This window comes from Pedobacter cryoconitis (genome assembly GCF_003259615.1).
In the GTDB taxonomy this organism is placed as follows: domain Bacteria; phylum Bacteroidota; class Bacteroidia; order Sphingobacteriales; family Sphingobacteriaceae; genus Pedobacter; species Pedobacter cryoconitis.
Genome location: NZ_QLLR01000011.1, coordinates 37,374 through 56,082 on the forward strand (window position 1 = coordinate 37,374; position 18,709 = coordinate 56,082).

Annotated in this window: 20 protein-coding genes; 10 read left to right on the forward strand and 10 right to left on the reverse strand. The window is 38.5% G+C overall.

The genetic code is table 11. From position 1 onward, the window contains the following. Positions 1–47 precede the first annotated feature (47 nt). Positions 48–1,292, forward strand: coding sequence for a glutamate-5-semialdehyde dehydrogenase (locus LY11_RS12685; RefSeq protein WP_111634042.1), 1,245 nt, complete (start codon positions 48–50; stop codon positions 1,290–1,292). A 197-nt stretch (positions 1,293–1,489) separates the two neighbouring features. Continuing rightward, positions 1,490–2,995 carry a malate:quinone oxidoreductase gene (locus LY11_RS12690; protein ID WP_111634043.1) on the forward strand — a complete coding sequence of 502 codons (1,506 nt, stop codon included), beginning with the start codon at positions 1,490–1,492 and terminating at the stop codon, positions 2,993–2,995. 27 nt (positions 2,996–3,022) lie between these two features. Here LY11_RS12690 and LY11_RS12695 read toward each other — a convergent pair whose 3' ends face one another. Next, complete coding sequence (locus LY11_RS12695; RefSeq protein ID WP_111634044.1) at positions 3,023–3,898, reverse strand: lysophospholipid acyltransferase family protein; 876 nt, start codon at positions 3,896–3,898, stop codon at positions 3,023–3,025. A gap of 151 nt (positions 3,899–4,049) precedes the next feature. Beyond that, a complete protein-coding gene (locus LY11_RS12700) occupies positions 4,050–4,511 on the reverse strand; it encodes an Lrp/AsnC family transcriptional regulator (protein WP_111634045.1) in 462 nt (153 codons plus the stop codon). A gap of 222 nt (positions 4,512–4,733) precedes the next feature. On the opposite strand from LY11_RS12700, the gene LY11_RS12705 reads away from it, so the two are divergent. Further along, positions 4,734–5,600 carry a sigma-70 family RNA polymerase sigma factor gene (locus LY11_RS12705; RefSeq protein ID WP_111634046.1) on the forward strand — a complete coding sequence of 289 codons (867 nt, stop codon included), beginning with the start codon at positions 4,734–4,736 and terminating at the stop codon, positions 5,598–5,600. Between the two features lie 18 nt (positions 5,601–5,618). Continuing rightward, positions 5,619–6,011, forward strand: a complete 393-nt coding sequence (locus tag LY11_RS12710) for a hypothetical protein (RefSeq protein WP_111634047.1) — start codon at positions 5,619–5,621, stop codon at positions 6,009–6,011. 145 nt (positions 6,012–6,156) lie between these two features. Here LY11_RS12710 and LY11_RS12715 read toward each other — a convergent pair whose 3' ends face one another. Then, positions 6,157–6,477 carry a hypothetical protein gene (locus LY11_RS12715; RefSeq protein ID WP_146610844.1) on the reverse strand — a complete coding sequence of 107 codons (321 nt, stop codon included), beginning with the start codon at positions 6,475–6,477 and terminating at the stop codon, positions 6,157–6,159. An 87-nt stretch (positions 6,478–6,564) separates the two neighbouring features. On the opposite strand from LY11_RS12715, the gene LY11_RS12720 reads away from it, so the two are divergent. Next, positions 6,565–7,419, forward strand: a complete 855-nt coding sequence (locus LY11_RS12720) for a mechanosensitive ion channel family protein (RefSeq protein ID WP_245952736.1) — start codon at positions 6,565–6,567, stop codon at positions 7,417–7,419. Between the two features lie 10 nt (positions 7,420–7,429). Here the strand turns inward: LY11_RS12720 and LY11_RS12725 are convergent, their stop codons facing one another. The 5 genes from LY11_RS12725 to ribD all read right to left on the reverse strand — a co-directional run bounded on the left by LY11_RS12725 (position 7,430) and on the right by ribD (position 12,163). Continuing rightward, positions 7,430–8,659 carry a multidrug effflux MFS transporter gene (locus tag LY11_RS12725; RefSeq protein WP_111634049.1) on the reverse strand — a complete coding sequence of 410 codons (1,230 nt, stop codon included), beginning with the start codon at positions 8,657–8,659 and terminating at the stop codon, positions 7,430–7,432. Positions 8,660–8,733: 74 nt separating this feature from the next. After that, positions 8,734–9,609, reverse strand: coding sequence for a nucleoside phosphorylase (locus LY11_RS12730; RefSeq protein WP_111634050.1), 876 nt, complete (start codon positions 9,607–9,609; stop codon positions 8,734–8,736). A gap of 34 nt (positions 9,610–9,643) precedes the next feature. Continuing rightward, positions 9,644–10,258, reverse strand: a complete 615-nt coding sequence (locus LY11_RS12735; RefSeq protein WP_111634051.1) for an IMPACT family protein — start codon at positions 10,256–10,258, stop codon at positions 9,644–9,646. Next, positions 10,248–11,111 (reverse strand): DMT family transporter, encoded by an 864-nt coding sequence (locus LY11_RS12740; protein WP_111634052.1) that lies wholly within the window; start codon positions 11,109–11,111, stop codon positions 10,248–10,250. The genes LY11_RS12735 and LY11_RS12740 overlap by 11 nt, the downstream gene beginning before the upstream one ends. Continuing rightward, positions 11,108–12,163, reverse strand: a complete 1,056-nt coding sequence (gene ribD, locus LY11_RS12745; protein WP_111634053.1) for a bifunctional diaminohydroxyphosphoribosylaminopyrimidine deaminase/5-amino-6-(5-phosphoribosylamino)uracil reductase RibD — start codon at positions 12,161–12,163, stop codon at positions 11,108–11,110. The genes LY11_RS12740 and ribD overlap by 4 nt, the downstream gene beginning before the upstream one ends. A gap of 83 nt (positions 12,164–12,246) precedes the next feature. On the opposite strand from ribD, the gene prmC reads away from it, so the two are divergent. Then, on the forward strand, positions 12,247–13,089 hold the full coding sequence (gene prmC, locus LY11_RS12750; protein ID WP_111634054.1) for a peptide chain release factor N(5)-glutamine methyltransferase: 843 nt from the start codon (positions 12,247–12,249) through the stop codon (positions 13,087–13,089). A gap of 1 nt (position 13,090) precedes the next feature. On the opposite strand, the gene xerD is transcribed toward prmC, so the two are convergent. Further along, on the reverse strand, positions 13,091–13,990 hold the full coding sequence (gene xerD, locus LY11_RS12755) for a site-specific tyrosine recombinase XerD (RefSeq protein WP_111634055.1): 900 nt from the start codon (positions 13,988–13,990) through the stop codon (positions 13,091–13,093). 42 nt (positions 13,991–14,032) lie between these two features. On the opposite strand from xerD, the gene aroQ reads away from it, so the two are divergent. Continuing rightward, positions 14,033–14,452 carry a type II 3-dehydroquinate dehydratase gene (aroQ, locus tag LY11_RS12760; protein ID WP_111634130.1) on the forward strand — a complete coding sequence of 140 codons (420 nt, stop codon included), beginning with the start codon at positions 14,033–14,035 and terminating at the stop codon, positions 14,450–14,452. On the opposite strand, the gene LY11_RS12765 is transcribed toward aroQ, so the two are convergent. Then, positions 14,427–15,452 carry a glycosyltransferase family 2 protein gene (locus LY11_RS12765; RefSeq protein ID WP_111634056.1) on the reverse strand — a complete coding sequence of 342 codons (1,026 nt, stop codon included), beginning with the start codon at positions 15,450–15,452 and terminating at the stop codon, positions 14,427–14,429. The genes aroQ and LY11_RS12765 overlap by 26 nt on opposite strands. A gap of 106 nt (positions 15,453–15,558) precedes the next feature. Between LY11_RS12765 and LY11_RS12770 the strand changes: the two genes are divergently transcribed. The 3 genes from LY11_RS12770 to mgtE are packed head-to-tail and all read left to right on the forward strand — an operon-like array spanning position 15,559 to position 18,693. Further along, entirely contained in the window at positions 15,559–16,170 is a 612-nt protein-coding gene (locus tag LY11_RS12770; protein ID WP_111634057.1) for a WbqC family protein, read from the forward strand. A gap of 3 nt (positions 16,171–16,173) precedes the next feature. Next, positions 16,174–17,298, forward strand: coding sequence for a magnesium/cobalt transporter CorA (corA, locus tag LY11_RS12775; protein ID WP_111634058.1), 1,125 nt, complete (start codon positions 16,174–16,176; stop codon positions 17,296–17,298). 45 nt (positions 17,299–17,343) lie between these two features. Then, positions 17,344–18,693 (forward strand): magnesium transporter, encoded by a 1,350-nt coding sequence (gene mgtE, locus LY11_RS12780; protein WP_111634059.1) that lies wholly within the window; start codon positions 17,344–17,346, stop codon positions 18,691–18,693. Positions 18,694–18,709 lie beyond the last annotated feature (16 nt).

Genomic DNA, 18,709 nt, shown 5'->3' on the forward strand with positions numbered 1-18,709 from the left:
TACAGTACAACCGGTATGACAACATACTGGTTCTAAACGAAAAGAAAATGGAATACCAGTCATATTTTGAAAATGCTCTAAAAGCGAGCCGTACTTTATGCCGTTTAGATCAGCTGGCAGTCAATGAAATTCTAAAAGATCTTGCAGCTCACGTGAAACTGTTTGCGGAAGATATATTGTTTGCGAATGATCTTGATTTAAAGCGAATGTCTGCTGAAGATCCTAAATATGACCGTTTAAAGCTCACCAGGGAAAGACTGAATGATATTGCACAGGAAATATTAAATGTAGCTCAGCTGGAAAGCCCGCTTGCGGAAGTCATGGAGGCAAATACACTTCCAAACGGTTTACATTTGTCTAAGATCAGGGTTCCTTTAGGCGTGATTGGCGTTATTTACGAAGCCAGGCCAAATGTCACTTTAGATGTTTTTTCGCTTTGCTTTAAAACCGGAAATGTGGCTGTATTAAAAGGTGGGAGCGATGCAGAATTTTCCAACCAGGCTTTAATTAAAATCATTCATCAGGTACTGCTTAAACACAGTGTCGATATTCACGTAGCCGTCATATTACCATCAGAAAGGGAAGCAACTGCTGCACTTTTAAATGCAACAGGTTTTGTGGATGTTTTAATCCCAAGGGGCAGTCAGGCACTCATCAATTATGTACGTGAGCATAGTAATGTTCCTGTAATTGAAACAGGGGCGGGGATAGTTCATACTTATTTTGATTTGTCGGGAGATAAGGAAAAAGGAAAGGCGATCATTTTTAATGCTAAAACCAGGAGAGTAAGCGTTTGTAATGCACTGGATTGTTTGTTGATCCATGCTGAACGTTTAGATGATCTTTATACACTGGTTGCACCACTGGCAGAAAAATCTGTCCATATTTATGCAGACTCAGAAGCTTTTGAAGCTATCGAAAGTCTTTATCCTGAACATTTACTGCACCATTCCAGTCCTGAAGATTTCGGTACAGAGTTTCTGGACTATAAAATGGCCATTAAAACAGTAGAAAATCTGGAAAATGCTTTAGCGCACATCGCTCTTTACAGCTCCAAACACAGTGAAGCTATAATTTCAGAAGATGAAAATCAGTTACTTACATTTCTGAACGTGGTAGATGCCGCTGCAGTTTATGCGAATGCGTCAACAGCTTTTACAGATGGTGGACAGTTCGGCCTTGGTGCTGAAATTGGGATCAGTACACAGAAACTTCATGCAAGAGGACCAATGGGACTGAAAGAATTGACAAGTTATAAATGGGTAGTTAGAGGTAACGGACAGATTCGCTAATTTAAAGCTTAGATTTTTATTAAAAAGACCTGATCCTGACAATTCTAACTCAAAAACAAGAGATAATCAGGATCAATTTTATGTTTTATCAGATACTGGTAAAAATATTACTTAATAAATTGAAATTTAGGACTCTTTTCCCGGTCATTATATTAATTTTGTGGCCGATATAAAGAGAATAAATTATCTATCCTTTCATGACCAGTAAAAGTACTAATTCAGATAAAGCAGTTGACGTTGTGTTAATTGGCGCCGGTATTATGAGCGCAACACTTGGTGTACTACTCAAGGAACTCTCACCGGATTTAACCATACAAATTTTTGAACGGCTTGATGTCGCGGCAGCAGAAAGTTCTGATGCCTGGAATAATGCAGGAACAGGGCATTCAGCCTTTTGTGAATTAAATTATACGCCCCAATTAGCAGATGGTACAGTAGAAACAGATAAGGCTGTAGCTATTGCTGAGTCTTTTGAAGTATCGAAACAATTCTGGTCATTCCTGGTACAGAATAAGCTGGTTAGTTCTCCTGAAACTTTCATTAAAAGTATCCCGCATATGAGTTTCGTCTGGGGAGCCGATAATGTCGATTTTTTGAATAAACGTTTTAACAACTTACAGAAATGTGAATTGTTTAAAGAAATGACTTATTCAGAAAATGCGGAACAACTGGCAGAATGGATGCCTTTAGTCATGGCAGGAAGAAATCCTGAAGAAAAAGTTGCTGCAACAAGGATGATGCTGGGTACAGACGTAAATTTTGGTGCTTTAACCAGAATGATGCTGACGACTTTGCAAAGCAAGCCTGATGTTGCCATGGATTTTAACCAGGAAGTACGTAAACTGAAACAAAAAGATGGTTTATGGGAAGTTAAAGTGAAAGATGAAGAAACTGGTAAAAGAAAAACAGTAAAAGCTAAATTCGTTTTTATTGGTGCCGGAGGCGGTTCTCTTCCTTTATTAGAAAAATCTGATATTCCCGAAGGAAAAGGTTTTGGTGGTTTCCCGGTTAGCGGGCAATGGTTAAAATGTGTTAATCCAGCTGTAATTGAACATCACCATGCTAAAGTATACGGTAAAGCATCGGTAGGTGCTCCGCCAATGTCCGTTCCTCACCTGGATACCAGGATGATCGATGGCAAAAAAGCTTTACTTTTTGGTCCTTATGCAGGATTCTCTACCCGTTTTCTGAAAAACGGTTCCTTACTGGATCTTCCGCTATCTATCAAAGCAAATAATATCCGTCCAATGATTGCAGCAGGTCTTGATAATCTGCCATTGACAAAATACCTGATAGACCAGGTCAGACAATCACCTGAAGACCGCATGGAGGCATTAAGAGAATATCTTCCGGCTGCTGAAATGAAAGACTGGGAATTAGAAACCGCTGGTCAGCGTGTACAGGTTATTAAAAAGGATGAAAAACATGGTGGTATCCTTGAATTTGGTACAGAAGTAGTGGCTGCCGGAGACGGTTCTATTGCCGCTTTATTGGGTGCTTCACCTGGAGCTTCAACTGCAGTATCTATTATGATCAGCCTGATGAAACGTTGTTTTAAAGACGAAATGGAAAGCGAAGAATGGCAGACTAAGTTAAAGCAGATGATTCCTTCTTATGGCAAGACTTTAAGTGATGATTCACAGCTTTGCAGAAACATCCGTGCACAAACTACGCATGCACTTAATCTTCAAATTACTGAGTAAACTGATATTTACTCAGTAAGCTGATATTTATTGATTAGGCTGATGTTTCCATCTTTTATGACTCCATAACCAGTAAGCAGGCTCTTCTACGATTAGTTTTTCTAACAGACGGGTGTGCTTCTGGGTCATTTCATTGATCGGGGTTTCGGCTGGTTTAGGCGTTATAGGCATACACTCTACTTCATAATAACCTCTTTTCACCTTAGTCAGCTTAATATAAAACACTGGCCTGTTTGTTTTTATAGCAATTTTCTCCATTCCCTGTTGAACTGAAGTCTGCTGATTTAGAAAGGAAGTCCAATAATGGGACTCGCTTTTTGGAGGAGCCTGGTCATTACCAAATAAAAACATGGTCGGAGTTCCTTTGGTTTCAGTCAATACCCTTAAAGTTTGACGCATAGGCACAACCTTATTCCCAAACCGGGTTCTGATTCTTTGAAAAAAATCATCAAATACCTTATTGGATAATGGCTTATAAATTGCATAGGTATCACATTTCAAAACAAGTCCAATCGACATTGCCCCCCATTCCCAATTGCCATAATGACCAGAACAGGCCAGCACACTTTCCCCGCGTTCAAAATAGGCGTTAATGAGCTCAATATTCTTGAATTTAAAGCGTCTTCGCATTTGACCGCTGGAAATGGTAGCCATTTTAATAATTTCAAAAATGAGCCCTGAGAGATATTTGTAAAATTCTTTTTCTATCGCTAAAATTTCTTTTTCTCCTTTTTCAGGGAATGAATTTTTAAGATTTAATCTGACAACAGCTCTGCGATATCCTAACACATAATAAAGCAATAAATATACAAGATCAGAAATTACATAGAGTACTGGCAACGGCAACAAAGAGAGCGCATAAATAAAAAATATAGCGAGGTATGAAATGGCCTTTTTTAACATTAATATTGATTAAGGTACAAACTTAATTTTTTTTCACCCTTCCTGGGTTACATTTTTTTATAAATTCAGAAGTTTATATGTTTAATTTAAATTTAGAAGGGCAGATTTTAAACCGGCTCTGTATTTTATTCACCAGAGCCGGTTTATTCTCTTAAAAATGAAACCCAGTGTCTGTCATGATAGTATCAAGTACTACATAACTTTCAAGTGCCTGTACATTTTTGATGTTGGCTATATTTCTTTGTATACCCGAGAAGGAAGTATTGTCAGTGGTTACAATCTTTAGTTTGATATTATATTCTCCGGTAATTGTACAGCACTCACAAACCTCTTTGATCCGGGAAACCTCTTCCTTGAAAGTATCAATGATTTCATCAGAACAATGACTCAATTTAAGGTGAATAAAAGCCAGAACCTCTTGTTTTAATTTTCTGCGATTTAGCACAGCTACAGATGTTACGATATATCCCTCTGCCTTTAACTTTTTAAGACGATCACAAATTGTAGTAGTTGATAGTTTCAAAATTCCAGCAATCTGCTTATGCGGACGTGAATTATTCTCCTGTAAAAGTTTAAGAATACAAATATCTATTCTGTCGAGCTTCTTATCCATAATTATTGTTTTTGTAATTCGTGAATATAAGGCATTAATATTTAATTAATTAAATATGTTAATCTTAAATAAACTTTTTATTGTACGGTTTATTGTTTAGAAAATACACCCGAACTGAATTATATCCGGCTTACATCTATATAAGCGTTAATTTATCGGATTAATAGCATACACTTTCTTTATTAGATTCTTATATACAACTTTACTCAATAACCTAAATGTATGCGAGAATTGAAGATTGATTATGCCATTACCGGCAGGGACATGGAATCCCTTAATATATATCTTTTAGAAGTAGGCAGAATACCACTGCTGACTATTGAAGAGGAAGTCCTGCTGACTACAAAAGTAAGGCATGGTGATCAGGCTGCACTGGATTGTTTAGTAAAAACCAACCTGAGATTTGTAATTTCTGTAGCTAAACAATATCAGCACCGCGGATTGAGCCTGGGCGACCTGATTAACGAAGGAAATCTGGGCCTGATCAAGGCTGCTTCACGCTTTGATGTCACAAAGGGGTTTAGATTTATTTCATTTGCTGTTTGGTGGATCAGACAAGCCATTATGCTGGCTATTTCACAACTGACACGCGTTATTCGTTTACCCCTGAATATGATCAATTCTATTACTAAAATAAATGGCATTATAGCCTGCCTGGAACAACGGCTCGAAAGATTGCCGACCACAGAGGAAATTGCAGGAGAAATGGACATTAAAAGCCAGCAGGTGGCAGGCTATTTAAGTAAGGTGCGCAGATGTATGTCTTTGGATGAAATTTTAAAACCGGATTTCAGTAACACGTTATTAGAAGTAACGCCTGCGCATCAGCCATATCCTGATCATTTGCTTATTGCTGATTCGGACAGGATAGAGGCCAGCCAGCTTTTAAAAATCTTAACCAAAAGAGAAGAAAAAGTATTGAGTTTGTTTTTTGGTCTGAAAGGGATGCAACCCTTATCACTTGATGATATTGCATTGATTTTCAAATTAAGCAGAGAGCGCATCAGGCAGCTAAAGGATGGTGGAATAAAAAAATTAAGGTTAAAGCTCCGCAGGGAAAAAGCCGATAAAAGAAATAAAGATTTATAAATCAAAAGAAAAGAACTTATGCCATATTTATATTTAGCAGAAAGCTATAATGAACTTGATTTGTTAACCAAATTGGTCTATAAAATAGAAAATATTGAGCGGCCGTTAAAAGAGCTGAGTGAGGAACATTACCTTTCAGCAGAATTACAACGGATCAGATTTTCAGCTTCAAGGGATATTCTGATTTTTGGTGTCCATGCCGACAAATATCTGAACTTTCATCTTTGCCAGGTTTATGGCCTGCACATCAGGATTATTGATATACTAAAGTATTTGGAAGATAAAATGTATTTATGTGAACGGGAAGCTTATGTATACAAATATTGCAAGATCTTTCACCTGGAAATGGGTAGCCTGGCTGTATTCTATGAAAAGCTTGGAAAAATGATTGTTGGATATGAGGACAGGTAAATCAGTCATCAATGATCAGTAATGAAATAATTGATTGATTTACCTGTATATATAAGGTGAAAAGCTAATAGGCTGGAAAAAGATAATTCCTGAGCAGTTTTTATATTAACTATCTCATTCGACTTATACAAATGTTTCATTTCACCTACACAAATGCCGGAACTGGTGAATTTGGGTCATTTCCCTGAATTTGGTTTCTACGCACTTGTGAAGGATCAGTTGGTTTTGCAGGATAGGTATCCTTAATGCCCTTTACAGCTTCATACATCAGGAAACCTCCCAAAAAGGTTTCTTGTAAACCTATTATCGGATGTTTATAAAAACATCTGATACCTCTTTGAAAAATATATGCTCCGGCTACAATTGATACCAGGCGTTTAGCCGTACTCAGATTTTCTGCATTATTGGTAGTCAAAATCTTCTTAGCGGCTAAAATTGTTAAGTTATGAGTGATTTTGTTTAACATGTGTTCTCTATTGTTTCTGTATGAATTCAACATCTGTGCCACCTTTTTGTTTTGTAATCCTTGAAAATCTTAAACTTTTCAAGTAAGATGACGTTATTATTTAACCAATTAAGGATTAAAGATGCAATTATGAAATTAGCCAATCAGAACAACAGCGACTTACTTTATGATAGAGCGATTACCTGGCTTGTAGAAAAAGGACCAAATATTTTGATCGGTATAGCTGCCTTATCGATTGGCTTATGGCTTATTAATATCTTCTCCAGATGGATCAAAAAAAGGTTTTATAATAAAGATGTTGATCCTTCTTTAAAACCCTTTTTCATCAGCCTGTCAGTCACAGCACTTCGCGTGCTGCTTGTTTTCACAGTCATGCAATTTATCGGTATACAAATGACTGTCTTTGCCGCATTAATTGGTGCTTTAGGCGTTGCAGCAGGTTTGGCTTTATCAGGTACCTTACAGAATTTTGCAAGTGGAGTGCTTATTTTAATGCTTAAGCCATTTAGAGTTGGAGACAATATTATTGCTCAGGGTCAGGAAGGGACAGTGACCGGCATTGCGATTTTTTATACGACAGTAACTACTTTTGATAACAGGGCAGTGGTGATACCCAATGGGAAGCTGTCAAATGAAGTTATTATTAATATCAGTACCAAAGGAAGCCGCAGACTGGATATTGAAGTTAAATTTAACTATGGTATAGATTATGACCTGCTATTTAAACTGGCCACACAAACCATTAATGATTCATCAGATCTTTTAAAAGATCCCAGCCATCGAATAGGGGTTTCTCTGTTGGAAGAAACAGGATATAAAGTAATGATCAGTGTCTGGTTAAAATCTCATGGCTTTAATGACGCTAAACTTCTCTTTCAGGAAAAATTGATGGAAGCATTCAAAAATGGGGGTATCCCGCTTCCGGGTGTTACCCCCAAATAATTCAGGATATTTAATGAAAAGATATTACTGTACTATCTTTATCCAGCTCAACCTTATGTTTAATATTCTTTCTTCCAAAATACAGGATCGCTAAAGCAAGAATTGAAGTTGATGCCATAATCGATACCATAGGTACAGAAGAATGTACATCAAACAGACTTACAGCAACTGAAGCTAATGTTCCCAGGCCCATTTGAATAGCGCCCATTAAAGCCGATGCACTGCCTGCGTTTTTAGTAAAAGGTGCTAAAGTAAGGGCAGAGGCATTCGGACTGGCAAAACCAAGGCAACTTAAGAATATAAATAGTAAAATGATTGTTTCTGTTAAACCAAACCAGCCGTTAATACTACCTATAAGAAATACAACCCCGGTAACCGCCTGGCAGGTCAATGCACCGAATATAAGCTGTTCACTGCTATACTTTCTAAGCATCAGCGTATTCACCTGGCTTGCACCAATTAAGCCAATAGATAAGAAAGCGAATATCCAACCGTAAGTTTTCTCACTTACAGCAAAAATCTTCATAAATAACAAGGGAGAACCTGAAATATAAGCAAACAGCCCACCGAAAGCTATTGCTCCCGTAAAGGCATAAGTATAGAATTGCGGCTCTTTTAAAACAGCGATGAAGCCCATTATAATAGGTTTGGGCTTTAAAGAAATTGTAGTATCGGGCTTATAAGTACCTGGAAGGCCAACTACACTGGCAATCAGGTTGAGCAGCCCCAATAACATTAACACTAAAAACACAGCGTGCCACCCATATGTAGAAGTTACATAACCACCAACAGTTGGTGCAATCATTGGAGACACACCCACAACCAACCATAACAAGGCGAATACTTTCGCATTTTCATGAATAGGAAACAAGTCCCTGACCATAGCAATTGAAGCTACTGCAGCTGCACAACTACCCAGAGCTTGTATACACCGCAGTACAATCAGGGCATCAATACTTTTAGTATAGGCACAACCTAAAGAAGCAATGATATAAATTACTAATCCGATAAACAACGGTTTCTTTCTGCCAAAACGATCTAACAAGGGCCCGTAAAGTAACTGTCCAAGGGAGATTCCTATGAAAAACCCGGATAATGATAAGGAAACGCTCGCAATTGAGGTATTTAAATCTTTGGCAATTGCAGGGAAACCCGGCAAATAAATGTCGATTGAAAAGGGCCCCAATGCAGTAAGTGAGCCTAATAAGAGAATAAGGAAGAAGTGCTTTTTTTTCGTCATCGAATATAGATTGCGAAGAGAATTTCGCGATTGATATAATCAGGGCACCTATTGACAGGTGCCCTGATTTGTAATTAATTAGAAGCTGTAATTCTTTCTAAGACAAGCTTAATTGCCTTATCTACAACTGTATTCGGATCTTTACTAAACTGATAATTTACTCTGCTAGCTAAAATAGCATTAACCGAAAGTGCTTTATGTCCAAGAACTTTTGCCAGTGCGTAAATACCTGCAGTTTCCATTTCAAGGTTCGTAATTCTATAGTTTTCATAACTGAAAGTATTCAGTTTCTGAATGAAATCCGGTACAGCGTTCTGAGCTCTTACCTGTCGTCCCTGAGGGGCGTAGAAACCAGGTGCCGTTACTGTAATTCCCTGTTCCATTCCTTTTCCGATAGTATTTAACAATACCGGGTCTGCCGAGGTCAGGTAAGGGTTAACCGCATGTAAATCTTTAAAATGTTCCTTTACATGATCAAAAAGACCTTGTTCTTCATTCGGTACTTCATGAACATAATAGTGCATTAAAGCATCCAGGCCAAGTCCGAAAGTAGAAGCTAGGATAGTTCCCATCGGCAGGTCCGGTTGTACAGCGCCCGAAGTTCCCACCCTGATAATATCTAATGAAGTTAACTTCTCTTTGACTTCGCGGGTTTTGAAATCTACATTGACCAGAGCGTCCAGCTCATTGAAAACAATATCTATATTGTCAGTACCGATTCCTGTAGAAATTACAGTGATGCGTTTCGTACCTATATAACCTGTATGTGTTAAAAATTCCCTTTTTCCTTTTTTAAGTTCAATACGGTCAAAGTGTTTTGTTATTTCTGAAATCCTGTCAGGATCGCCAACAGTAATTACTGTATCCGCAACATCTTCAGGGAGTATATTTAAGTGGTAAATGCTTCCATCGGGATTGATGACTAAGTCTGCTTCTGATAATTTTTGCATGGTAATTGGATTAATGATATTCTAAATTAAGGTTTTAAACAGTGCCAAGGTATTTTATTTCAACACCTGATTGTTTTTCGACTCTTTGTAAAACTTTATTCAATTGGGATTTTCTAACTTCAAATCTGATGGTACACTCATTGTCAAACTGTTGATCAAGCACAGTCAGCTGTTCTTCTTTGACCATGCGCATTACATCGTTCATGACCAGGTAATCAAACTTAATCTCATAAATGTCGTTGACGGTCTTATCGACAATCACAGCTACATTAACTGCCTCAACAGCAGCAGACTTATAAGCATTAATTAAACCAGGAACACCCAGCAGTGTGCCTCCAAAATAACGAACGACTACAATCAGTATATTTGTCAGACCAGCTGATAGTAAAGCATTTAAAATAGGTCTTCCGGCTGTACCCGAAGGCTCACCATCATCATTTACCCGGTAAACGCTTTTATCTGGCGTAAGGCGGTAAGCATAACAAAAATGATTTGCCTTTGTATGTTCAGCTCTCAATTTCATCAAATGTGCTTTAACATCATTTTCTGAAAGCAATGGATAGGCAAAAGCGATAAATTTACTTCCTTTATCTTTAAAGGTCCCTTCTGCAGGATGATCTATCGTTTTGTAGGTATCATCAAACAGCATATTTCTGCGATAATGTAATCAGTAAAATGGCAACAAGGGCCATCGCTATACCAATATAATTCAACTTACTTACTTTTTCTTTGAACAGGACTATACCAATAATACTCCCTAAAATGATGACCCCCATATTCATTGCCGCAAATACTGTAGAAGGATTCGCCGCCATTGCCCGGTGTGCTTTCATATAAAACAGGATGTTTCCGAAATTGAAGCATCCCAATACGATACCACAAAAGAAATTGATCAGTTCTGCTTTCTTCTTCCTGAAGATCATTACATACCCCAAAATCAAGGCTGCAATTATACAGGAGATACAAAAGATAACCATTAATGTACTTGTGTAAGGAATGGACTTATCTAATGCCAGTTTTTTAAACATGACATCTATCAGTCCAAAGCCTATAAAGACCAGGATCGGATAAAGATAGGAGCTTGTTTCAGCCTTAACAGTTGACTTGCGGGAGAGCGTAAGCACAATAGCTACAAAACCGACTAAAAGGCCCGCCACTTTTAAACCACCAAAATTTTCCCCGAAAAGATATAACGAAGCCAGGATAGGGATGAACAAAGATAAACGCTGGGCAATATCTGATTTCACGATCCCTATATTTCTGACAGAAGCACCCAGGATCAGAAATAAAACGGGCAATAATACGCCGATCGCAATAGCAAGTGTACTAGGAACTGTTATCAGCTGAGCTAATTCAGGCCTGAAGAAAATATAACTAAGAATTATAGCCGCCAGATAATTCCACATTACCGCTTGCAGCACGTGAATATTGTAGCGTTTTGCCAATTTTAGCAAGACTGCTACGGTTACGCTGCAGCTGATGCTGAGTAATATGTATATCATTTATTATTGTAATTTTTATATATAGTTAACTGATCTTTATCTATTTGCGTAACTGATAGGATGTTTCCATTGATCTGTGGAGAATGTATTCCTATGTCCCAGCTTGAAGCAGAATTAAAAACTCTGGCCTCATCCCACAAACCAGAAGAAATAAACTGGTTCAGAATATTTGCGCCACCTTCAATAATGATTGATTGTATATCCATCAGATACAGTTGATAAGCAATCTTCTGAGGAAGATAATATTGCATGTCTTCCATTTCAATAAAATGGATATTACCTTCTACAGTGGTTTTCTGCTCATTGAATATAATGGTTTTAGCATCCTGATTATATAATTTACTATCGGCTGGTATTTCGAGTTTACGGTCAATGGCAATTCTGACAGGATTTTTCCCTGGCCATTCTCTGGCACTAAGGGCAGGGTTATCAGCAATTGCAGTCTGCTTACCAACTAAAATAGCATCTTCCTCAGTTCTCCATTTATGTACTAGTTTCTTTGAAAGCGGGCCACTGATCCACTGCTGTACAGAGTTCCTGGGCGCAAAGTATCCATTCGCTGTTCTGGCCCATTTTAAGATGATGTAGGGGCGTTGCTGAGTAATTCTGGTGAAAAAACGACGATTCACCTCAAAACATTCTTCTTCAAGAACCCCCGAAACTACTTCTATACCCGCATTCTTTAACTTTTCAATTCCTTTACCATCCACATCAGGAAAAGGATCACGATTGCCAATTACTACTTTTTTCAGCTGGTGGCGAATCAGTAAATCAGCACATGGAGGCGTTTTTCCAAAATGCGCACAGGGTTCAAGACTTACATAAGCAACTGCATTTTTCAATAATTCGGCTGCCTGTTCACCATACCGGTCTGTTACAGAGCGGATAGCATTAACCTCGGCATGAGCCTGACCATATTTCTGGTGATAACCTTCTCCTATAATCTTTCCTCCGCTAACAATTACGCAACCTACCAATGGATTTGGGCTTACCTGACCGTTACCCATTTCTGCTAACTCCAGACAGCGTTTCATGTACAATTCATCGCTCATATGGACAAAAATAGCTTCAATTTATGAGCTATTGAAATATTTCGACCACAGAGATGCAACATTTATTAATACTTTTGCATTTAATGAATGTGAAGCAATTAGAACAATACTTTATCAAAGAACTATCCACATTATATGATGGAGAAGAAGCAAAGCAATTGTTTGGCCTGGCAGCCAGACAGGTAGCTGACTGGAACCACTCTCAATTATTGATCAATGCCACAACATTACCAGGTCCTGAACAATCTTTAGCTTACGAACATATATTACTGGAACTGAAGAAAGGAAGACCCATGCAGCACATCCTTGCTGAGGCATGGTTTTACGGGCTTAAATTTAAAGTCACTGAAGCTGTCCTGATTCCAAGACCCGAAACTGAAGAATTAATAGAATGGATTCTGGATACCTTAAATGTTCTGCCTGTTTCCAGCATCCTGGATATTGGTACCGGAAGCGGATGTATCGCGATTACTTTAAAAAAGAATCTTGAACAAGTTGAAGTAAGTGCATTGGACGTTTCTGCTGACGCATTAAAAGTAGCCGGAGAAAATGCAGTGCTCAACAAAGCCCTCATTAATTTCATTCATTCAGACATCCTGACCTATAGCAGTCCATCGAAGTACGACCTGATTGTCAGTAATCCGCCTTATATTACAGAGAACGAAAAGGAAGAAATGCACCAGAATGTCTTAGCTTATGAACCACATCTGGCTTTATTTGTGAGCAATGAAAACCCTTTAGTATTCTACAAACGTATTGCAGACTTTGCCCGGGTCAATCTGCAGCCAAAAGGAAAATTATTCTTTGAGATCAACGAATATCTAGGTGAGGAAACAGTACAGATGCTTTCTGCTAAAGGATTCACTGACATCATCTTAAAGAAAGACATGCAAGGCAAAGACAGAATGATTTCTTGCAATTTATAATTTACGTTCTGGGGTGGAACTGTGTGATGATACCTCTTAAATAATCCCTGTCCAGATGCGTATAAACCTCTGTGGTAGTAATACTTGAATGCCCTAACATTTCTTGTACCGCCCTTAAATCTGCGCCGCCTTCAATTAAATGAGTCGCAAAAGAATGCCTGAAGGTATGCGGACTTATCGTTTTTTTTAAACCGATTACAACTGCCAATGCTTTAATCATCGTAAATACCGAAATCCTGGATAACCTTGAACCCATTCTATTGAGGAAAATATAGTTCTCATTTCCCTTTTTAATGGCTAAATGGACTCTAACCTGGCTCAGATAAATATCAATGTATTTCAATGCAGTGGCCCCGATAGGGACAATCCTTTCCTTATTTCCTTTACCAGTTACTTTAATGAATTCCTGCGTAGGATTCAGGTCTGAAATACGAAGAGTAATCAGCTCTGTTACCCTTAATCCGCAACCATACAAAACTTCTAAAATGGCTTTGTTTCTCATCCCTTCGGGCCTGGAAGCATCTATAGCCTCAATCAAAGCATTAATTTCTGCCACATTCAATATATCAGGAAGTTTTCTGCTTAGTTTAGGAGAATCAAGCTGCTGAGAAGGATCAATTTCAATTAATTCTTCCAGCATCAGATAATTAAAAAAAGACTTCAATCCCGAGATTACCCTGGCCTGTGTATTGGCCAGCATACCGAGCTCACTCAGCCATTTAATAAACTCATGTAACACCTTGTCAGATATATTTTTAACAGAGAACTCCTCACCAATAACCTCATAATACTGAAACAGCTTGGCAACATCATTCAAGTAAGCACTAACGGAATTTTCAGAAAGTCCGCGTTCGAGCCTTAAGTAAGCTTTGAATTCATTATGGTAAGGATAATTAATCACTCGGATTTTTATTTATTAGTTTTTAAGTCTAAGTTTGAATGGATGAAGATACAGATTATTAACGGACCTAATTTAAATCTGCTGGGCATACGTGAACCTGGAGTTTATGGAAGCAAAAGTTTCGAAGGATACTTTACAGAATTAAAAGACAAATATAAAAACATAGAACTTGAATATTTCCAGAGTAATGTAGAAGGGGAGCTGATCAACAAATTACATGAAGTTGGCTTTTCATTCGATGGCATCATTTTGAACGGCGGAGGATACACGCATACTTCAGTCGCTATTGCTGACGCAATTGCAGGCATTAATACACCCGTTGTCGAAGTACATGTTTCTAATATTTATGCCAGAGAAGAATTCCGTCATGTTTCTCTGACCGGGAAAAACTGCAAAGGTGTATTAACCGGTTTCGGATTAGATGGTTATCGTCTGGCTATCGAAAGTCTTTTAGCTGGCTGAAATTCCTGATGCCTTTTATAAAATAGCTCCAGACCACACTGGAATGATAAACACCGGTGTGTTTGGAGTAAGTTAATTGCATTTTGGCCCTTTTAGCACCTGTTTTTCTCAGGTTAGTCAAGAACTGGAAATGGGCCTTATTCACTGCAAATGCAAATTTGGTTTCTCCTTTAAGCAGAAACTGCATCCAGGCCACAAAATCAATGGTCATCCTGAGTGTTATACTCCATAGTGCTTCCAGAGCAGGCAGGTTTTTTTGCATAATCATCAGGTTATTTCTAAAGTTCAGAAAAACTTTATAAGGGTTATTTGCAGCTAAAGTGCCGCCACCAACATGGTAAACTTCTGCATCGGGACAATAGATAATTTGATACCCCAGGTTCTTTAATCGCCAGCAAAGATCAATCTCTTCCATATGTGCAAAAAGATCAGGATCTAAGCCTCCGGTTTCTTCCCATTGTGCTCTTTTGATAAAGAAAGCCGCGCCACTTGCCCAAAAGATTTCTTTAGCATCATTATATTGCCCTAAATCATCCTCCACCTGGTCAAAAATCCTTCCTCTGCAAAATGGGAAAGCATTAATATCCAGGAAACCACCCGCAGCACCAGCATATTCAAATTGAGTTTTATTCTTCTGCCATTTAATTTTAGGCTGAGCAGCAGCAATCCGGGAATCCGCTTCCATTGCTTTAATCACCGGTTCAATCCAATTTTCAGGAACCTCTACATCCGAATTCAGTAAAACGTAATAATCAGCGCTTACCTGCTTAAGGATCCGGTTATAACCTTCTGCAAATCCATAATTATGCGCATTCACAATCACCTGGATCTCAGGAAAATTAGCCCTCACATACTCAACAGAACCATCCGTTGAAGCATTGTCACCCACAACCAGCTGAAGATTCGGATACTGGCTTTTAATTACTCCGGGTAAAAAATCAGACAACAATTGTTTTCCATTCCAATTGAGGATTACCACAGCTACACTCGGCTCTGACATTAGCTTAATTTCTCGTTTACGTTCATAAAAAAATGGAGATCAAATAGGAAAAAAGCCTTTTTTATCATTATTTTGCCTGATTGAAAATGCAAACATAAATTAACCAATGCACAATCCAGCTATATTTCCACTTTTTTATCTTCCACCTGTAAGTTATTTCTCTGCTTTAAACGCTCATAATTACGAATTCATTTTAGAAAAGGAAGAACATTTTCCTAAACAAACTTACCGCAACAGAACCAGAATTTATTCACCCAATGGCGCTTTAGACCTGTTTCTGCCAGTGATTAAAGGATCAAAATACCATACCAAAGTCAAAGATGTAAAAATAAGTTATGATTTTAAATGGCAGCGCCTGCACTGGTTAAGCCTGGAAAGCTGTTACCGGAATTCTGCCTATTTCGAATATTATGAAGATGAACTCGCCGTTTTCTATAACAAGAAATTCGAATTCCTTTTTGACTATAATCTGGAAATACTGCAGTGGATTTTCAAACAATTGAAAAAACCTGCTGAATTTAATTTCACTACAGAATATGTTAAAGAAATAGCCCCGGAAAATGACTACAGGTTGAAGCTTCATTTCAAGGAACCCGAATTGATTACTCCTGCAAAACCTTATTTCCAGGTATTCGAAGATAGAATGGGATTTATGCCAAACATGAGCATCGTTGATTTGTTATTCAATCAAGGTCCTCAGACCAAAAACTATCTCTAATGTATGGGTATTGATAAAAAAGGCAAATCACGTAAAAAGAAACAACGCTTAAAAATACCCCTGGCAGGTTCCAGTCCAGGGGTAGTATATATAGATGAAAACTCATTAAAGCCAGTAATTACGCTCCATAAAATCAGTGAAGCGTCTTATGAAACCAAAGAGCTTCCCAATATCAACCGCATTTCGCAATTGCTGGCAGACAAGAATTTCACCTTTTGGATTGAAATAAAAGGCTTTGCTTCTCCAGAATTATTTGAAACCTTGTACAATGAACTTCACGTGAACCGGTTGATTCTCGAAGATATTACCAGATCCTATCAAAGGCCAAAAATTGAAGAATATGATGATTATGTTTTCGCAGTCAGCAGAATGCTTTTGCTCGATGAAGAAAAGAACCTGGAAAACGAACAATTATCCTTTATCCTGACTGATAATGCGCTGATTACCCTGCAGGAAAACTACTCAGACTGTTTTAGCCCGGTTATTCAGAGGCTAAAAGCAGGGAAGGGGAATATCCGGATTGCTGGCAGCAGCTATATTATGTATGCACTCATGGATATTGTGGTAGATAAGTATTTCGAGATTCTTGGTTTCTGGAGTGAAGAACTCGATTTGATAGAAGATCGCCTGTTTGACAAACCGGATAAGAGTTTCATGTTTGATGTTCAGCTGATCAAAAGAAACCTGATTAATATTCGCAGGGTCGCATGGCCTGAAAGAGATAAGCTGAATGATATGCTCCGCAGCGACAGCCATTTGATTACTGATCAAACCAAGCTCTATATTCGTGACGCTTATGATCATTGTATACAAATTATTGATATAGTTGAATCCTTGAAAGAGATTTCGGCCAGTAATATTGATATGTATCTATCAATTATCAGTAACCGGATGAACGAAATCATGAAGGTGCTCACGATCATTTCCTCCATATTTATACCGCTTACTTTTATTGCCGGAGTCTATGGAATGAATTTCGCCAAAGAAGATCCGGTGACCCATAAATTTATGCCTTACAATATGCCGGAGCTCTACGCGTCACACGGGTATTTGTATACAATGCTGATTATGGTCGTTATTGCAGTGCTTCAAGTCATCTATTTTTGGCGAAAAGGATGGTTTAAGTAAATGTCAGCGGTCATAAAAGAGAAAATATAATTACCTTAGCCTGGCATGCAATCCTATGAACTAGACAAATCTGATGTTACCAGAATAAAATCCGCCCTGAATGGCAGCGATAATCAATTGGCTGTAATTCTGGACGAATACCATGCGTCCGAAATTGCCATCTTATTTGAAAGCCTGACACAAGAGGACAGACAGCGGATCATCAACCTTCTTCCCGTTGAAACTGCATCAGAGATTTTTGCAGAAATGCACGAAGAAGCGCATCCTGAAGAATTACTTTTCCAGCTCCATCCGGATAAACGTACCGAGATTGTAGAAGAACTCGATTACGACGATGCGACAGATATTATCTCGCAACTCGAAGAACACGAGCAAAAAGAAATCCTCGAAGACCTGAGCGAAAACGACGCTTCTAATATCAGGAACCTGTTAAGCTACGACGAAGATACGGCAGGAGGGCTGATGAATACGGAATTTATCCGGATTCAGCTTCACCTGAAAAAAAAGGATGCCATTGATGAGATCATCAGGCAAAGCGAAGAAATTGAAGAATTCTATACCATTTTTGTAGTAGACGAAAACAACGTATTCCAGGGAATTGTCTCCTTAAAAGATATTATCAAAGCTAAAGGAAATGTAGAAATCACTTCACTCGTGAAGTCTGATGTGGCCTGGGTAAGCCCTGATACTGATCAGGAAGAAGTAGCAAGACTGATTTCTCAATATAATATTACCAGTATTCCAGTGCTGGACAACCAGATGAAACTATTGGGAAGAGTGACTTTCGATGATGTTATTGACGTATTAGAAGATGAAAATACAGAAGACATCCTGAAAATATCCGGAGTATCAGAAGATGAAGAATTAAGCGGTAACTGGGTAGAAGCCGTAAAATCAAGATTACCGTGGTTAATTATCAATTTGGGAACTGCTTTTCTGGCTTCCGCGGTGGTCAGACATTTCGAACCCACCATTGCTAAAATCGCAGTACTTTCTGCTTACATGACTATTATTGCAGGAATGGGAGGCAATGCAGCAACTCAGGCACTGGCTGTAACCGTTAGAAGGATTTCTCTATACGATTTAACTGACAACCAGGCTTATCGTACCGTCTTAAAGGAATTCACTGTAGGTTTGATCAACGGCGCGGTAACCGGCTTAATCGTTTTCATCTTTGCGCTTGTATTTGATGCCAACCCGCTATTAGGGCTGGTTATCTTTCTGGCGATGACGGGTAACCTGGTTATTGCAGGTGTAACAGGAGCGGGGATACCCCTGATGCTGAAAAGAGTAGGTATCGACCCTGCAATTGCCTCCTCAATTATTATCACCACTTTTACCGATGTATTCGGCTTCTTACTTTTACTTGGAATGGCCAGTAAATTATTGCTATAAACCGGCTATTAAAGCA

What these genes read in the sequence shown, in the direction of transcription:
- LY11_RS12700 (WP_111634045.1), bottom strand. Translation starts at nt 4,511, where the DNA reads ATGGATAAGAAGCTCGACAGAATAGATATTTGTATTCTTAAACTTTTA.
- LY11_RS12740 (WP_111634052.1), bottom strand. Translation starts at nt 11,111, where the DNA reads ATGATATACATATTACTCAGCATCAGCTGCAGCGTAACCGTAGCAGTC.
- LY11_RS12735 (WP_111634051.1), bottom strand. Translation starts at nt 10,258, where the DNA reads ATGCTGTTTGATGATACCTACAAAACGATAGATCATCCTGCAGAAGGG.
- ribD (WP_111634053.1), bottom strand. Translation starts at nt 12,163, where the DNA reads ATGAGCGATGAATTGTACATGAAACGCTGTCTGGAGTTAGCAGAAATG.
- LY11_RS12730 (WP_111634050.1), bottom strand. Translation starts at nt 9,609, where the DNA reads ATGCAAAAATTATCAGAAGCAGACTTAGTCATCAATCCCGATGGAAGC.
- LY11_RS12715 (WP_146610844.1), bottom strand. Translation starts at nt 6,477, where the DNA reads ATGTTAAACAAAATCACTCATAACTTAACAATTTTAGCCGCTAAGAAG.
- LY11_RS12685 (WP_111634042.1), top strand. Translation starts at nt 48, where the DNA reads ATGGAATACCAGTCATATTTTGAAAATGCTCTAAAAGCGAGCCGTACT.
- LY11_RS12690 (WP_111634043.1), top strand. Translation starts at nt 1,490, where the DNA reads ATGACCAGTAAAAGTACTAATTCAGATAAAGCAGTTGACGTTGTGTTA.
- LY11_RS12710 (WP_111634047.1), top strand. Translation starts at nt 5,619, where the DNA reads ATGCCATATTTATATTTAGCAGAAAGCTATAATGAACTTGATTTGTTA.
- LY11_RS12765 (WP_111634056.1), bottom strand. Translation starts at nt 15,452, where the DNA reads ATGTCAGAGCCGAGTGTAGCTGTGGTAATCCTCAATTGGAATGGAAAA.
- LY11_RS12725 (WP_111634049.1), bottom strand. Translation starts at nt 8,659, where the DNA reads ATGACGAAAAAAAAGCACTTCTTCCTTATTCTCTTATTAGGCTCACTT.
- corA (WP_111634058.1), top strand. Translation starts at nt 16,174, where the DNA reads ATGGGTATTGATAAAAAAGGCAAATCACGTAAAAAGAAACAACGCTTA.
- LY11_RS12695 (WP_111634044.1), bottom strand. Translation starts at nt 3,898, where the DNA reads ATGTTAAAAAAGGCCATTTCATACCTCGCTATATTTTTTATTTATGCG.
- aroQ (WP_111634130.1), top strand. Translation starts at nt 14,033, where the DNA reads ATGAAGATACAGATTATTAACGGACCTAATTTAAATCTGCTGGGCATA.
- LY11_RS12720 (WP_245952736.1), top strand. Translation starts at nt 6,565, where the DNA reads ATGACGTTATTATTTAACCAATTAAGGATTAAAGATGCAATTATGAAA.
- LY11_RS12770 (WP_111634057.1), top strand. Translation starts at nt 15,559, where the DNA reads ATGCACAATCCAGCTATATTTCCACTTTTTTATCTTCCACCTGTAAGT.
- mgtE (WP_111634059.1), top strand. Translation starts at nt 17,344, where the DNA reads ATGCAATCCTATGAACTAGACAAATCTGATGTTACCAGAATAAAATCC.
- prmC (WP_111634054.1), top strand. Translation starts at nt 12,247, where the DNA reads ATGAATGTGAAGCAATTAGAACAATACTTTATCAAAGAACTATCCACA.
- LY11_RS12705 (WP_111634046.1), top strand. Translation starts at nt 4,734, where the DNA reads ATGCGAGAATTGAAGATTGATTATGCCATTACCGGCAGGGACATGGAA.